At 41.0% G+C, this 16,362-nt stretch carries 11 protein-coding genes and 1 riboswitch; of the genes, 5 read left to right on the forward strand and 6 right to left on the reverse strand.

Going from position 1 to position 16,362, the window contains the following annotated elements:
• Positions 1-29: 29 nt before the first annotated feature.
• The 5 genes from HXT55_RS04750 to HXT55_RS04770 all read right to left on the reverse strand — a co-directional run bounded on the left by HXT55_RS04750 (position 30) and on the right by HXT55_RS04770 (position 7,384).
• Entirely contained in the window at positions 30-1,403 is a 1,374-nt protein-coding gene (locus tag HXT55_RS04750; protein ID WP_032836416.1) for an HRDC domain-containing protein, read from the reverse strand.
• Positions 1,404-1,596: 193 nt separating this feature from the next.
• Complete coding sequence (locus tag HXT55_RS04755) at positions 1,597-1,968, reverse strand: hypothetical protein (RefSeq protein WP_004115434.1); 372 nt, start codon at positions 1,966-1,968, stop codon at positions 1,597-1,599.
• A gap of 98 nt (positions 1,969-2,066) precedes the next feature.
• Positions 2,067-2,948, reverse strand: coding sequence for a pyruvate formate-lyase-activating protein (gene pflA / locus HXT55_RS04760; protein ID WP_004112608.1), 882 nt, complete (start codon positions 2,946-2,948; stop codon positions 2,067-2,069).
• A 121-nt stretch (positions 2,949-3,069) separates the two neighbouring features.
• Entirely contained in the window at positions 3,070-5,445 is a 2,376-nt protein-coding gene (pflB, locus tag HXT55_RS04765) for a formate C-acetyltransferase (RefSeq protein WP_004112605.1), read from the reverse strand.
• A gap of 241 nt (positions 5,446-5,686) precedes the next feature.
• Entirely contained in the window at positions 5,687-7,384 is a 1,698-nt protein-coding gene (locus tag HXT55_RS04770) for an NAD+ synthase (protein WP_032836417.1), read from the reverse strand.
• A 308-nt stretch (positions 7,385-7,692) separates the two neighbouring features.
• Between HXT55_RS04770 and HXT55_RS04775 the strand changes: the two genes are divergently transcribed.
• The 5 genes from HXT55_RS04775 to HXT55_RS04795 all read left to right on the forward strand — a co-directional run bounded on the left by HXT55_RS04775 (position 7,693) and on the right by HXT55_RS04795 (position 13,763).
• Positions 7,693-8,541, forward strand: coding sequence for a MetQ/NlpA family ABC transporter substrate-binding protein (locus HXT55_RS04775; protein WP_004112601.1), 849 nt, complete (start codon positions 7,693-7,695; stop codon positions 8,539-8,541).
• Positions 8,542-8,645: 104 nt separating this feature from the next.
• Positions 8,646-9,470: a methionine ABC transporter ATP-binding protein gene (locus HXT55_RS04780; RefSeq protein WP_004115441.1), complete on the forward strand. Its 825-nt coding sequence runs from the start codon at positions 8,646-8,648 to the stop codon at positions 9,468-9,470.
• 2 nt (positions 9,471-9,472) lie between these two features.
• Positions 9,473-10,156: a methionine ABC transporter permease gene (locus tag HXT55_RS04785; RefSeq protein ID WP_004112597.1), complete on the forward strand. Its 684-nt coding sequence runs from the start codon at positions 9,473-9,475 to the stop codon at positions 10,154-10,156.
• Positions 10,157-10,327: 171 nt separating this feature from the next.
• Positions 10,328-10,434: riboswitch (TPP riboswitch) on the forward strand.
• Entirely contained in the window at positions 10,431-13,076 is a 2,646-nt protein-coding gene (gene thiC, locus HXT55_RS04790; protein ID WP_032836415.1) for a phosphomethylpyrimidine synthase ThiC, read from the forward strand. Its footprint overlaps the riboswitch before it by 4 nt.
• Before the next feature lie 147 nt (positions 13,077-13,223).
• Positions 13,224-13,763, forward strand: a complete 540-nt coding sequence (locus HXT55_RS04795; RefSeq protein WP_004112594.1) for a peptidylprolyl isomerase — start codon at positions 13,224-13,226, stop codon at positions 13,761-13,763.
• 103 nt (positions 13,764-13,866) lie between these two features.
• Here the strand turns inward: HXT55_RS04795 and HXT55_RS04800 are convergent, their stop codons facing one another.
• Positions 13,867-16,206, reverse strand: coding sequence for a RelA/SpoT family protein (locus HXT55_RS04800; protein ID WP_004138463.1), 2,340 nt, complete (start codon positions 16,204-16,206; stop codon positions 13,867-13,869).
• Positions 16,207-16,362 lie beyond the last annotated feature (156 nt).

The raw sequence follows: 16,362 nt of genomic DNA on the forward strand, positions 1-16,362 counted from the left end.
TTTCTAGCTTCTGCCATATGGCACAACCGTTACATAATAGCGCGAGTTACGGACTCTGCAATTAAATCGCTTTGCCACGTTCTTGCGCCCTGCTCTACAAGAAACTCCTTAACGTTAATATGCTCAATATTATCTTGCCAACAAAGATTGCGAATAATTTGCGGTTTAATAATGATTTCTGTAGGAGTATGCGTATCTTCTGCAATCTTGATTAAAGACTGCTTTACATTTTGTAAGCGCTCATATCTTTTGGGATGATGATCACGCCAATACTTCATAGATCGTGGAGCTGCTTGCGATTCTTGTGCGTCGCTAGAATCCGCAGAATCGCCAGCATCCGCAGAATTGTCAGAATCGCCAGAATCGTTGTAATTGCCATATTTACTACTTGAATCATCAAGCTTAGAAACAATAGCAACTTCCCCACTTTTAGCGCGACTAATCGCGTCTTCTATAACAACTTTCCACACATTTGGCTTGATTTTGCGCTGAATCGGAGCATAACGTTCAAACATCTTGTCTTGCTCGCTGCCCGTGTGAATCCTAACGCGTTCGTTAAGAATGCGAATTGAGCGAAACTCCCTAGAATTACTTGGTTTTCGCTTTCCTGCTTCAATAATCGCAGCATCCGAAAGCAATAGAGTTGGCGCAATATCGTATTGACAAGCAAGCTCATCTCGCTTTTGCCAAAGCTCTTTTGCAATCATTAAGCCGATTTTATCGTGCATAAGAACGCTTATATGAGATATTCTAAGCCAAGGATTTGGGTGAGGAGCCTTCTTTTGCGCACCTTTACTTAATAAGTGTGCAAACTCTTGATTTGCCCATAAAAGCTTGCCTTGCTTTTTTAACTCGCCACTCATTACTTCTTCTAATTCGATTAGCAATTCAACGTCTAAAGCCGCGTAATTTCGCCAATCTCTAGGAAGAGGTCTATATGACCAATCCGCTGCAGAATGTTCTTTTGCAAGAGTAAGCCCCAAATAATATTCAGTTACAGAGCTTAATCCAAATCGCTTTCTACCAAGCAATTTAGCTGCAATCTCGGTATCAAATAAGGCGCGCGGGCGCAAACCAATATCGAAAAATCCTGGCAAATCTTGCATAGAATCGTGAATAATCCAAGGCGCGTCTCCTACTGCCTTGTTAAATTCATGCCAATCAACGCCAAGTTTTCCTAACGCTATTGGGTCCAGCAATCCAATTCCTGCACCTTTGCGTTTGAACTGAATCAGCCAATCTTCGTGACCATATCTAAAACCAGATGCGCGCTCTGCGTCTGCAGCCAAAGACCCCGACCCTGATGCTAACAAATTACAATATTCTTTATATGCTTCAAGCGTATCAATGACTTCTGGAACTCCTTCTCTAGGCTCTTTTAAGAGCTTTGGTTCCTTATTCAAGAACGCCTCCCGATTTGCATGCTCTAGCCAAAGTCTTACGCTTTTTGCATCTTGCCTTGCAATTTTTTGCAAAATATCCGTAAAAAATATTTAAGCCGTGTTATAGATTGTGCATCTTTTAACACGGCTTCAACTTTCGCACACAACTACGACTAATCAAAATAAATAATCAATTAAATAATCATTTAGATAATCAATCTGTTTTATTATTTACTATTTCTCCATTTATGCGCTTAACAAGTTTAGTTTTAAGGAATCTAGTAAGAGTAAATGCGACTGCCGAAACTAAAACTGTTGGGATAACGTAGAGAGCATGTAAACCTAAATCTCTTATTGGGAAAGTGGCAAGTTCTGTAGCAATAGTTATAGCAATAGATATTATCGGCACTTCGATAAGAGGTTTCTTATCGAAAGCCGCAACGATATTTATCGGCAACAAAATTATCGGCAAAACAATTAAAATAATAAGCGCTGTGCCAAAGCCAAACTGATCGTTACACCGTGCAAAAATAGCTAACGCTAATGCAAAAGCTAATGCAATCCAACAACCTATTCTGCGCTTCATTGCGTATCCTTTCTCTAAAAAGGGTATTTGTATAATTATACAAAATCCTTCAAAAAATACAATACACAAAGATTGCCTAAAACGCATCGAGGTTCAGTCTAATACACTACAAAACCGTGGTCTTTGAACTGATTTACAACTCGCTCTTTTAATGCTCTAGAAGGTCCTTTTTGATTCTCAAGTGGGTACGGAATCCTAAGCTCATGCCACTTTGGACGGCCTAGTTGATGGAATCCAAGCACGTCAATATGCTCAACAGCATCTCCAAACGAATCGCAAATCTCAGCAACTTTTTCAACATTTTCTTCACTGTCTGTAAGACCTGGAACGAGCACAAAACGCACCCAAATCTTCTTACCAGCCTTCGCTAAGCGCTGACCAAAGTCAATAGTTGGCTGAAGCAAGCCGCCAGTTACTTTTTTATACGTTTCTTCAATACCAGATTTAACATCTAGCAAGCAAAGATCAATGTCGTCAATCATTTCGTCTGTATAATTGCGATTCAAAAAGCCCGAAGTATCTAAGCAAGTATGCACGCCCATTTCTTTTGCTGCACGAAATACTCTAGATACAAAAGCTGGTTGCATCATGGATTCGCCGCCAGAAAATGTGATTCCGCCACCAGTTGCCTTAAAAAGACTTTGATAACGGTCTACTTTTTTAATCATTGCATCTAAGTAGACTGGCTTGCCATCGCGCATTTTCCAAGTATCTGGATTTTGGCAATATTGGCAGCGAAGTGGGCAGCCGCTCATAAAAACAGTCATACGAGTGCCAGGGCCATCAACAGAAGTATTAATATCCCAAGAATGCACAAATCCAATATCGCCAGTTTTAAGAGCAACTAAGCGGTCTTTTCTGTCTAATCCAATTGGAGATTCAAAACCAGAAAGACCACCCATTAAAGTTTGTCGGGCATACTCTTTTGACTCCTTTAACATGTGCTGAGTCGTGGTACGAAATGCTGTGTTTTCAACCATCTATATGCCCTCCTATAACCGTCTTTGGTTTAATTTATTCGATTTTAAAAACTACGTTTATTTTAAAAGCCGCCAGGAGCAAAACCTACTCACTCCCGGCGGCATTCGCAATCAATCAGAATCAGTCAGTAACTGAACCCTGGTGGAATGTACGAGAAATAACGTCGAGCTGCTGCTCCTTAGTGAGCTTTACGAAGTTCACTGCGTAGCCAGAAACGCGAACCGTAAGGTGTGGATACTTTTCTGGGTGCTCAACAGCGTCTTCAAGCTGTTCCTTGCGCAAAACGTTGATGTTTGCGTGGTACAAGCCGTGACCGTTGCCAGCGTCCAAAATACCAACCAAATTCGTTATACGCTCGTCTTCATCTCTTCCCAAACCATCTGGCGTAATGGTGTTGGTCAAAGAAATACCATCGAGAGCATCATCATAGTCAATCTTGCCAACGGAGAACATGGATGGAAGCATACCGTGAGAATCCATACCATTTTCTGGGTTTGCGCCTGGAGCGTAAGGAGTACCCTTCTTGTGACCAGATGGGAAGGAACCAGTGTTCTTGCCGTATTCAACGTTAGAAGTAATAGTCAAGATAGACTGAGTTGGAACAGCATTACGGTACACAGGCAAACGCTTTACCTGACCCATAACAGTGCTTACAACCCACTTTGCCAAGTCATCAGCACGATCGTCATCGTTACCGTAGATTGGGAACTCTCCAACCGTCTTGTAGCCAACGATTAAGTCGTCTTCTGCGCCTTCGATGTACTCATACTCATGACCTTCAGTGGTCTTAGCATCCTTGTTGTAAATTGGGTAAACCTTTGCATACTTCAAAGCAGCCAAGGAATCTGCAGCAATAGACAAGCCAGACATACCGCAGCCGAGTGTACGATAGACTTCCCTATCGTGCAAAGCCATCTCAATGGACTCGTACGCGTACTTATCATGCATGTAGTGGATGATGTTCAAAGCCTCAATGTAGGTTTCGGAAAGCCATTCCAAAGCCTTCTCGTAATTGGCCTTAACCTTCTCGTAGTCAAGAGTTCCGTCGGCTTCTGGCTTGATTGGGTCAATAACACCCTTATCAATAACCTGCATGCCAGTCATTTCATCGCGACCACCGTTAATCGCGTAGAGCAAAGCCTTTGCGGAGTTAACGCGAGCAGCGAAGAACTGCATTTGCTTACCAACGCGCATTGGGGAAACGCAGCAAGCAATAGCAGCGTCATCGCCCCAGTGCTCACGAATATCTTTATCGGACTCGTACTGAATTGCAGAAGTGTCGATAGAGATTTGTGCGCAGAAACGCTTGTAGGCTTCTGGAAGCTTTGGATCCCAGAAAATAGTGATGTTTGGCTCAGGACCTGGCCCAAGATGCTCAAGAGTCAAAGTGTTGAGCAAACGGAACGAAGTCTTAGTAACAAATGTGCGACCATCATCGCTGAAGCCAGCATCGGACCAAGTTGCCCAATATGGATCTCCAGAGAAGATTGCGTCGTAATCCTTAGTACGCAAGAAGCGAACAATACGAAGCTTCATAACCAAAGCATCAATGATTTCCTGAGCATCGGTTTCGTTGATTAATCCAGCCTTCAAATCACGCTCAAAGTAGCAATCGAAGAATGCGGAAACACGTCCGAAGCTCATTGCAGCGCCATCCTGACTCTTAACAGAAGCAAGATAGCCCATGTAAGTCCACTGAACAGCTTCCTTAGCGGTTTGAGCTGGGCGGCTCAAATCCAAGCCGTACTCGTTACCCAAGTTGATAAGCTGCTTCAAAGCCTTGATTTGCTCATCGTGCTCTTCGCGGAAGCGAATCCAATGCTCAATCTCGGTCTCAGTAAAGTCGTTGCGGTATGGAATCGAATCCTTATCGCGCTTCTTGAACTCAATAAGCATATTTACGCCGTAAAGAGCCACGCGACGATAATCACCGATAATACGACCACGACCATAAGCGTCTGGCAAACCAGTCAAAATCTTATTGTGGCGAGCAATCTTAATATTCTTGGTGTAAACACCAAACACGCCATCGTTATGAGTCTTGCGATAAACGGTGAAAATCTTCTTAATTTCTGGATCTACTTCCTTGCCGGCTTCCTTAATAGCCTGCTCAACCATTCGCCAACCACCGTTTGGCATCATAGCGCGCTTGCAAGGTTCGTCAGTTTGCAAACCGACGATTACGTTATCTACTTCTGGGCTTTCAATGTAGCCTGCTGGCATTGCGTCAATGCCTGCTGGAATATGAGTTTCAACGTCGTATACGCGGCGCTCACGCTCAACTGCCAAGTAATTGTCATCGAGATACTTCCACATATGCTTCGTTTTCTCGGTAGCATTCGCCAAGAAGGATTCGTCGCCTTCGTATGGGGTGTAGTTCTTTAAAATAAAGTCGCGTACGTCAATATCTTTTTCCCAATTGCCGCTTGTAAATCCATCCCACGCTTTTGCACGAAGATCCTCTTCGGTGAGAACGGATGCATCCACTGATGCCATATTTGACTCCTTTCGTATCCACGACGCTTCTTCACGCCGTCTTCTCTACTATGTTAAAGCAATGTTTAAACAGTACACGTCGATTTTTTACTATTTTAAAGTGAGTTACCTCACATTTTATGCTTTTATGTATTCAATTTAGTAAAAAACGCTAGTTTGAATACTCAAACTAGCGCATATGCAATATGTAGTTAATCAACGGATGCTTGCGACTTTTCCCAAGACGTATCCAAGATTTCGTCTACTCTCTAAACGCGGTTGTTACTGGAATTCGCCTATCTCTTCCAAACGCAATCGCACTAACTTTTGGCCCTAACGGATACTGCCTACGCTTCCATTCTGCGCGGTCTACAAGCCTAATAACTGTATCAACTGTGCGCTCATCAAAACCGTCTGCAAGCAAATCTGCGCGACCGTGAGCAAGCTCAATATGAGCTTCCAACACTTTATCTAGCAAATCGTATTCTGGCAAAGAATCAGAATCCTTTTGCCCTGGTCTTAGCTCTGCGCTTGGAGGCTTAATAATCGAGTTTACAGGTATAAGAATGCTATCTTTTGGAGCATTGTCTTTAGGAAAATCTTCTCTTCCAGCAATAGGTAACATTCCAAGACCTACTCCATTTTGAGCAGCACGATTTCGCCATCTAGAAAGCGCCCAAACGCGAGTCTTAAACAAATCTTTAATAGGAGCATACCCTCCTACTGCATCTCCATAAATCGTAGAATAACCGCATGCAAGCTCCGACTTATTGCCAGTAGCTAGTGCCAGCAATCCTTTTGAATTAGAGTACGCCATAACAATCACGCCTCTAACTCGCGCTTGCAAATTTTCTGCAGCAACACCTTGTAAATCAAGCTGATTTTGGAATGACTTAAAAAGTGGCTCAATGGGCTGAATATCGTAATGTGCTCCAAGTCGCTTAGCTAAATCGCAAGCGTCGTCTTTAGAACCAAGCGAAGAATACATGCTTGGCATTGAGATTCCCCAAACGTTTTGCCCTCCGCAAGCATCTGCCGCCATAGTTGCAACTAGCGCAGAGTCAATTCCGCCAGAAAGTCCTAAGCAAACGCCCTTAAATCCGTTTTTGCGCATGTAATCTCTAAGTCCCAATACACATGCGCAATAAACTTCTTCGTCTGGGTCTAATTTTTGAGCAATCGTTGAGCATTTTTGTGCATCTAAATCTGTATTAAAATCAACAAAACTTAAGTCTTGATCAAACATTTTAGAACGCTCGATCAGGGATCCATCTGCGTTTACTACAAAACTGCCGCCATCAAAAACAAGATCATCTTGAGCACCAACTTGATTTACGTAAACAAGAGGAGCATTAAGCTCTTTTGCACGCTTTTGCGCCAGCTTTAAGCGAATATCCGTTTTGCCTTCTTCGTACGGAGAACCGTTGATTGTTACTAAAACATCAATCCCCTCTTTAGAAAGACGCGCAACTGGGCCGCCATCTTGCCAAATGTCTTCGCAAATCGCAAATCCTAATTTTGCGCCTTTAACGTTTAGAATTCCGCAATCATCTCCAGAAGAGAAAATTCTAAATTCGTCAAAAACGCCATAATTTGGTAAGAAATGCTTGTCATAAACAAGCTCCACTTTTCCATCATGAATAACAAGTAAACGATTTCTTGGCTTACCTAATTCATCGTCTACACCAACTGTTCCAACAACAACGTATAAGTCAGCTAATCCGCTATCTTTTAAGATTTTTGCAAGACTGTAAGCAGCGTCGCTAGCTGCTTTTCTAAATGTTGCACGCAAAGCAAGGTCTTCGATTGGATACCCTGTTAGTGTCATTTCTGGAAACACAACAATATCAGCGTTTCCACTACTTGCATCTTTGCAAAATCGCAATATTTCATCCGTATTTTTGCTTATGTTTCCAACGCAAGTGTCAATTTGAGCTAAAGCTAAACGCAAAGAAGTCATGTTTTTATTATAATCCATGTTGCATAAGCCGCATTGTATAAAGTCATATTGCAATAAAAGCATCCACTAAACAGAAAAATCGCAAAACGCCAATCATAAAAAACAAGCGAAAAACAAAAAATCAATCGCAAGTATAAAAAATTAATTGTCACATATCTGCCTGATTTCATTAGTATTGCTAACTCGTCATAAATTATACAAATAGAAAATAGGTAGCGAAGAAGATACAAAATCGCATATATTGATATTCCGTTGCTAAGAAACAAAACATCAACGAACAAAAAACATTAAAGGACAAGGGGAAAAATATGAAAATCACAAAGAAGAACACAAAGATTATTGCAGCTTTTACAGCACTAACTGCGATTTTGGGGCTTTCACTAAGCGCATGCGGATCTTCTGCAAATGGAGCAACTAAAGACGATAAGGTGATTAAGGTTGCAGCTTCCCCAACTCCTCACAGCGATATTTTGAACAAAGTAGTTAAGCCAATTTTGCAAAAACAAGGCTATAAGTTGGTTGTTAAGGAATTTACTGACTACGTGCAACCAAATACTGCTGTAGAAGAAGGCGAAGCAGACGCAAACTACCATCAGCATTTGCCATACTTAGATAACTTTAATAAAGAAAGAGGAACGCATATTATTTCTATTGCTGGAATCCACTTTGAACCATTTGGACTTTACCCAGGAAAGACTAAAACAATTAAGGACTTAAAAGATGGCGCAACAGTTGCGGTTCCTAGCGACCCAACCAACGAAGCTCGCGCACTTCTTCTTTTGCAAGATGCAGGTCTTCTTAAGCTAAAGAATCCAAAGGATGTTAACGCAACAAAGAAAGATATTGTTTCTAATCCAAAGAATCTAAAGTTTAAGGAAATAGACGCTGCTTTGGTTCCAACAGTTGTTAAGGACGTTGATTTAGCTGCTCTAAACGGAAACTACGCTATTCAAGCTGGATTTAACCCAACTAAAGATCCTCTTACAAGCGAAAAAGTTGGAGGCGTAGCTGCTAAGACATACGAAAACATTATTGCTGTTAAGAAAGGATCCGAAAAGCTTGCTAAAATCAAGGCTCTTGTAAAAGCGTTAAAAACAGATGCAGTTCGTGATTTTATAAAGAAAAACTACAACGGCGCTGTTTTGCCAGTTTTCTAAGATGATTGCATTGTTCTAACCTTAAGCAAATATGAGACATGTGCCTCACAAAAGCATAGAGGCACGTGCCTCATATTTGCTTTTCAAAATCAGTGAGAGATAATATGATTCAAATTGAGCATCTTTATAAAACTTACTCAAGTGGTAAGCAATCGCACGAAGCACTTAACGATATTAATTTAACTATTGAATCAGGCGAAGTATTTGGTATTTTGGGATCTTCTGGAGCTGGAAAATCATCATTAGTCAGATGCATGAACTTGTTAGAACGTCCAACATCTGGAAGAGTGCTAATAGACGGAAAAGATATTACGGACGCCAAAAATAGAGATTTATCTAAAATAAGATCGAATATTGGAATGATTTTCCAAAACTTTAGTCTTTTTCAACAGCGAACTGTGTTACAAAATGTGACTTTTCCTTTGGAACTAAACAACACTCCTAAAGAAAAAAGAGAAGAACGAGCAAAGTATTTACTCGATTTAGTTGGATTAAAAGATTTAGCAAACCGCTACCCTGTTCAGCTTTCTGGCGGACAACAGCAAAGAGTTGCAATAGCGAGAGCACTTGCTAATAATCCTTCTATAATGCTTTGTGACGAAGCAACAAGCGCCTTGGATTCAACAACTACAGCACAAATACTTGACTTGCTTAGAAGAATCAACCGAGATCTTAACGTAACACTGGTTATTATTACTCACTCGTTAGCAGTAGCAAGAAATATTTGCGATAGGGTTGCTATGATTGACGGCGGAAAAATCGTAGAGATCGGTGACACTTCAACACTTTTCAAAAATCCTCAAAGCAATATTTTAAAAACGCTTATTGCAGACGAACATGTTGAAAACCATAGGGGAACTAAATCCAATAATAGTAATTCCGAAAATGGAATAACCACTAATAGCGCAACAAACAATGGGGTGAAATAAAAATGCCAGAAAATATTTCACAATTTATAGACGAATATGGAGAACTACTTATTGAAGGCACAAAAGATACAATATCTATGACTTCAATATCTACACTATTCGCATACGTAATAGGATTACCAATAGGAGTTCTTCTTATAACAAGCGCAAAACAAGGAATACGTCCTAACTCATATTTGAATGCGGTTTTAGGTTGGATTGTAAATATTGTTCGCTCAATACCGTTTATAATCCTACTTGTTGCAATAATTCCACTTACTAGACTTATTGTTGGAACGTCTTTGGGAGTTTCTGGCGCTATTGTTCCTCTTGTTTTAACAGCTGCACCATTCGTAGCGCGAATTGTTGAGCAATCTCTTGCAGAAGTTGATGGAAGTCTTATAGAAGCTGCACAAAGTTTTGGCGCAAGCAATACGCAAATAGTATTCAAAGTATTGCTTTTTGAAAGCTTGCCTTCATTAATTCGTGGAGCGGCATTGACTTTCATTACACTTTTTGGATTCTCTGCAATGGCTGGAACTGTTGGCGCAGGCGGTCTAGGAGATATTGCAATTCGCTACGGATATCAGCGTTACCAATACGATGTTATGAGTGTTGCTGTTATTTTCTGTATTCTTCTTGTGCAAGTAGTACAAACTGTTGGAGATTTAATATCCAATAAAATCAACCATCATGAACGTCGATAATATCCAATAAAAAGTCACAAATAAAAAAGTCACAAATAAAATCCTAGTAGCGTAAGATACAGTAAAATCTATTAATCGCTTCTAGGATTTTCTATTTATCAAATGATCAACCATTCAACATGCCTACGATTTATTAAAAAGATACCAAATAATGTAGAATGTCTGAGTCACAACATTTTGCAGGGGTGCTTTCTTTTTAAAGAAGGCTGAGATAGGCGAAAACCTGACCCTTCGAACCTGTTAGTTAATACAACGTAGGGAGCAACGATTAAGTATGACCTCAAACTATCCATACGCATCAATGCGTGACCAGTTCAACCTAAACACATGTTTTATTGCAAATCCTAAACTATGCAAAAGTCGCGCACTCACGGATATAGTTGACGACTCTTTACGCGCAGGATCAACATTTATAAGGCTTAATTGTGCGGATGAAAGCGCAAAAGAAATCACATCAATCGCACGAGATATTGCACAAATCATAGAAGATAACGATAAATGTGATTCAGTAACTTTCGTAATAGACGGAAGAGTTGACGTTGTCTGGCAAGCAAGAAATCAAGGAATTAAAGTCGATGGAGTTCATCTTGCACAAAGCGACATGGAACCAAAAGAAGCACGAGCACTTTTAGGAGAAGACACAATAATCGGCTTATCTGTTGAAACAGAAAGTCTTGTTAAGATTATTAATGAACTTCCTGATGGCTGCATTGATTATATTTGTGTAACAGCAATGCATAATCCAGAAGATGGTTGCGAAAACACTACTCCAACTTACGAATTAGAACCAAATCACACTATTTTAGATGAAGCAAAGATTAATACTATTTGCTCAGCAAGCAATTTTCCAGTACTTGTTGGAGGAAGAACATCTTTAGAAGATGTTGAAATGATTGCTCGCAGTAAGGCTGCAGGATTGTTTGTATCTGAAGCATTGTACGCAAGCGAAACACCAGAATCCACAATGAGTGAATTCGTGGAACGCTTTACGCAAATTCGCGGCAATCAAAAGCACGGTTATGCAAAACGCGTTATAATTCAGGAAAAAGCTGATGATAAAGCTAACAATACGCCAAAGTTCATTAATGCTAAAGAAGCAAAAGATGCTGCAAAATTAGCAAAGCAACAGCGCGTTGATATTGCTTCTCGCGGATGTACTCAGAGGGACAAAGCTCATATTCGTAAAACTACGCCAGTTCACTTTGAATATGAATATGGTTCTTACGATTTGGAAGTTCCTTATACAGAAATTAAGCTTTCTGATACTCCAGGCGTTGGTCCTAACCCACCATTTAAGGATTACAACACAGAAGGTCCTAAGTGCGATCCTAAGGAAGGCTTGGCTCCACTTCGTCTTGATTGGATTAGAGATCGTGGCGATATTGTTGAATATGAAGGTCGTAGTCGAAATCTTCAAGATGACGGCAAGCGAGCTATTAAGCGCGGTAAAGCTTCAAAAGAGTGGCGTGGTCGCACTCATAAGCCAATGAAGGCTGCAGATCATCCTATTACCCAAATGTGGTACGCGCGTCATGGAATTATCACTCCAGAAATGCAGTATGTTGCTACTCGCGAAAATTGCGATGTGGAACTTGTTCGCTCTGAAGTTGCATCTGGTCGCGCTGTGATTCCTTGCAATATCAACCACCCTGAAGCAGAACCTATGATTATTGGTTCTCGCTTCTTAACTAAGCTCAATGCCAACATGGGTAATTCTGCTGTAACATCTTCTATTGACGAAGAAGTAGAAAAACTTACGTGGGCTACTAAGTGGGGTGCAGATACCGTTATGGATCTTTCCACAGGTAACGATATTCACACAACTCGCGAGTGGATTTTGCGTAACTCCCCTGTTCCGATTGGTACCGTGCCAATGTATCAAGCTTTGGAAAAAGTTGAGGATGATGCTTCTAAGCTCAGCTGGGAGCTTTTCCGCGACACTGTTATTGAACAGTGCGAGCAAGGCGTTGACTACATGACTATTCACGCAGGCGTACTTCTTCGCTACGTGCCTCTTACTGCAAACCGCGTAACTGGTATTGTTTCTCGAGGCGGATCCATTATGGCTGAATGGTGCTTGCAACACCATCAAGAAAGCTTCTTATACACTCACTTCGAAGAATTATGTGAGATTTTCGCCAAGTACGATGTTGCATTCTCTTTGGGAGATGGTTTACGACCAGGAAGCTTGGCTGATGCTAACGATGCTGCTCAGCTTTCTGAGCTTATGACGCTTGGTGAACTTACTAAGATTGCTTGGCAACACGATGTTCAGGTTATGATTGAAGGACCAGGACACGTACCATTTGATACGGTACGCATGAATATTGAAATGGAGAAAGCAATTTGCCAAAATGCTCCATTCTATACTCTTGGTCCTTTAACAACCGATACTGCACCAGGATATGATCACATTACTTCCGCTATCGGCGGCGTTGAAATCGCTCGTTATGGTACGGCAATGCTTTGCTACGTCACTCCTAAAGAGCATTTAGGACTTCCTAATAAGGATGACGTTAAACAAGGTGTTATTGCTTATAAGATTGCTTGTCACGCTGCGGATCTTGCTAAGCATCATCCGCATGCCATGGATAGAGATAACGCTATAAGCAAGGCTCGTTTCGAGTTTCGCTGGCTGGATCAGTTTAATTTAAGCTACGATCCAGATACCGCTATCGCTTTCCATGACGAAACGCTTCCAGCAGAGCCAGCAAAAATGGCTCACTTCTGTTCCATGTGTGGACCAAAATTCTGCTCAATGGCTATTTCTCAGAATATTCGCAAGCGTTTCGGTGGCGCAGATCAACAAGAACAACTTGTTGAAGAAGCCCGCAGTCAGGCTATTGCCGAGGGTATGAAAGAGATGAGTAAAAAGTTCCAGGAAGCTGGTTCAACGTTGTATCAAAGCGCCAAAGCGTAGAGTATCTATGTTTCTAAAGTTTTGATATTACGAAAATAAGGCGAGTTAATGCAAGATTAATCCTGCTCAAGCTCGCCTTATTTTTATTTGCAACAGTTTTATTTGCAACAGTTTTGAACAGTCTTTAACATATGGGAAAATCGCATTATGACACTTATCAATATGCATACGTCCGAAGGCGATATAAAGATTAATCTTTTTGACGATAAAGCGCCTATTACAGTAAAAAATTTCGTTGACTTGGCGACTGGTTCAAAAGAGTGGATGAATCCTTTTACGGGAGAAAAATCCAACGAACCATTCTATGACGGTTTGACATTCCATCGTATTATCAAAGACTTTATGATTCAAGGCGGATGCCCTCTTGGAAACGGAATGGGTGGTCCTGGCTACGAATTTGACGATGAGATTGACCCATCCTTAAAGTTTGATAAACCGTATCTTCTTGCAATGGCAAATGCTGGAAAACAGCGCGGACGAGACGGACGCTTACACGGCACGAATGGATCTCAGTTCTTTATAACTACCGTGCCAACTCCTTGGCTTGATGGTCATCACACCATTTTTGGAGAAGTCGTGGATGATGAATCTAAAGCTGTTGTAGATAAGCTCGAATCTGTTCCAACAGATAGGTCTGATGCCCCACTAGAGCCAGTTGGAATTATATCTATTGAGGTTATTAAGTAATAACATTAATTAAAATAAAGCATAAATAATATAAAATTGCAATAATAAAACTTCCAGCCAAAACATTATTTGACTGGAAGTTTTATTGTTTAGGTTTTCTTGTTTAGTCGCGTTCCATTTTTCTGAGTCGCGGTTCCGCACTATCTTTTGCGCCCGTAATTCTATAAACGTCAAAAACGCCATCAATCTTACGAATTGCAGCAAGAAGAGTGTTCAAATGCTGAGGATCTGCCATTTCAAACGTAAATTGACTTGTAGCAACGCGGTCATCTCCAGTAGCAATCGTTCCCGAAAGAATGTTTACACCATGATCCGAAAGAACTCGCGTAACATCCGAAAGCAAATGCTGACGATCCAAAGCTTCTACTTGAACTTTAACAAGGAACAAGCCTTTATCGCTAGTCCATTGAACAGGAATAACACGCTCCGACTGTGACTTTTGCAAATCAATCATATTCTGGCAATCCGTTCTATGAACAGAAACACCCTGATTTCTAGTTATAAAACCAACAATGTCATCTCCAGGAACAGGCATGCAACAGCGAGCAAGTTTAACCCACACATCTCCAACGCCCTTTACGGAAACACCAAGAACACCATTAGATTTGCGATTACGCTCAACTCTCCTAAGCGGAAGTGCTTCTTCCTGAGCTTCTTCAGCTACTTCTTCACTACCAGCATCTTTAACAAGACGAGAAATAACGTTTTGAGTGGAAACTTGACCTTCGCCAATTGCAGCGTAAACAGCTTCTACATTAGCAGTTATATTAAGCTCTTCTGCAACACCTATTAACGCTTGTGGAGTAAGTAAAGTAGATAAAGGCAAATTACGTTTACGCATAGCTCGCGTAAGCTCGTCTTTACCCTCTTCAATCGCCTCCGAACGGCGTTCCTTGCTAAACCATTGACGAATCTTATTTCTAGCTCTAGGGCTTTTTACAAAGCTGAGCCAATCTCTTGAAGGACCAGCAGTATCAGACTTTGATGTAAGAACTTCTACAGTATCGCCATTGTTAAGCTTAGTGTCAAGTGGCACAAGCTTTCCATTTACGCGAGCGCCCATCATTCTGTGACCAACCTCAGTATGCACAGAATAAGCAAAGTCAACTGGAGTTGCATCTTGCGGAAGAGCAACAATACTTCCCTTTGGAGTAAACACGTAGACTTCCGAAGCTCCAAGATCTTGCTTTAAGGAACCCAAGAATTCGTCAGAATCTGGCGTTTCACTGGTCCAATCTGCAAGCTGCTGAATCCACTTTAAATTATCTAATTCGCTAAGCTCTTTGTTTTCTTCTTGTTCACGCTTAACATCACCTTTATCTGGCTTACTTAAAGCGCGACCAGCTTGTCCGTTTGCCTTATACTTCCAGTGAGCAGCAATACCAAATTCAGCACGCCTATGCATGTCCCATGTGCGAATCTGAATCTCCACAGGCTTTCCACCAGGACCTACAACAGTAGTGTGCAAGCTTTGATACATATTTAGCTTAGGCGTTGCTATATAGTCCTTAAAACGTCCAGGAACAGGACTCCAGCGCGCATGAACTGCACCTAATGCAGCATAACAGTCCCGAATAGAATCAACGATTATTCGCACACCTACAAGATCGTAAATATTTTCAAAATCATGACCGCGAACAATCATCTTTTGATAGATTGAAAAATAATCTTTTGGACGCCCCTTAACAGAAGCTTTTACATGTTGCTGGTTTAAATCTTCATTGATTTCTTCTAGAATTTGACGCAAATAAACTTCACGTTGACCAGCTCTACGAGCAACTAAAACTACTATTTCGTTATAAATTTTTGGATATAAAACTTTAAAGCTTAGCTCTTCAAGCTCTGTCTTAATTGCGTTCATACCGAGTCGATTTGCAAGAGGAGCGTAAACATCTAGAGTTTCACGAGCCTTTTTATGCGAGCTAGATGGCTTAACGTATCTCCATGTACGAGCGTTATGCAAACGATCTGCAAGTTTTACTACCAACACTCGCACATCTCGGCTCATTGCAACAACCATTTTTCTGATTGTTTCTGCCTGAGCGCTTTCTCCATATTCCATGTTTGATATTTTTGTAACACCGTCGACTAATCCTGCAACAGTATCACCAAAATCAGCCCTACACTCTTCTAGCGTGTAATCCGTATCTTCAACAGTATCGTGTAATAATCCTGCAGCAACAACTATAGGACCCATTCCTAGGTCAGCTAAAATCTGAGCAACAGCAAGAGGATGAATAATATATGGTTCGCCTGATTTACGCCTTTGACCAGTATGCTGTTTTACGGCTCTAGCATAAGCTTTGTGCAAAATCTCCATATTCTCATCGGGATGATGCCACTTACACATTCGCAATATTGGGCACAATGGGTCTCGCATATCTTCGCTAATTTCACATCCGAGCATGTTAGCGCCCTTAATGTCGTCTTGATTTTCACCCATCGAATATCACCTCCCGATTTATAGTTACTATCCTACATTGTAAAACAAGCTAAATCATACAATAATCTACATGTCTAATATTAAACACAATAAACTTAATATTAAATACAATAAATCCGACTCAGTCTAATAAACTTAGCTCTGGCCGGATTTATG

This window comes from Gardnerella sp. KA00718, from assembly GCF_049244285.1.
Taxonomy (GTDB): Bacteria; Actinomycetota; Actinomycetes; order Actinomycetales; family Bifidobacteriaceae; genus Bifidobacterium; species Bifidobacterium vaginale.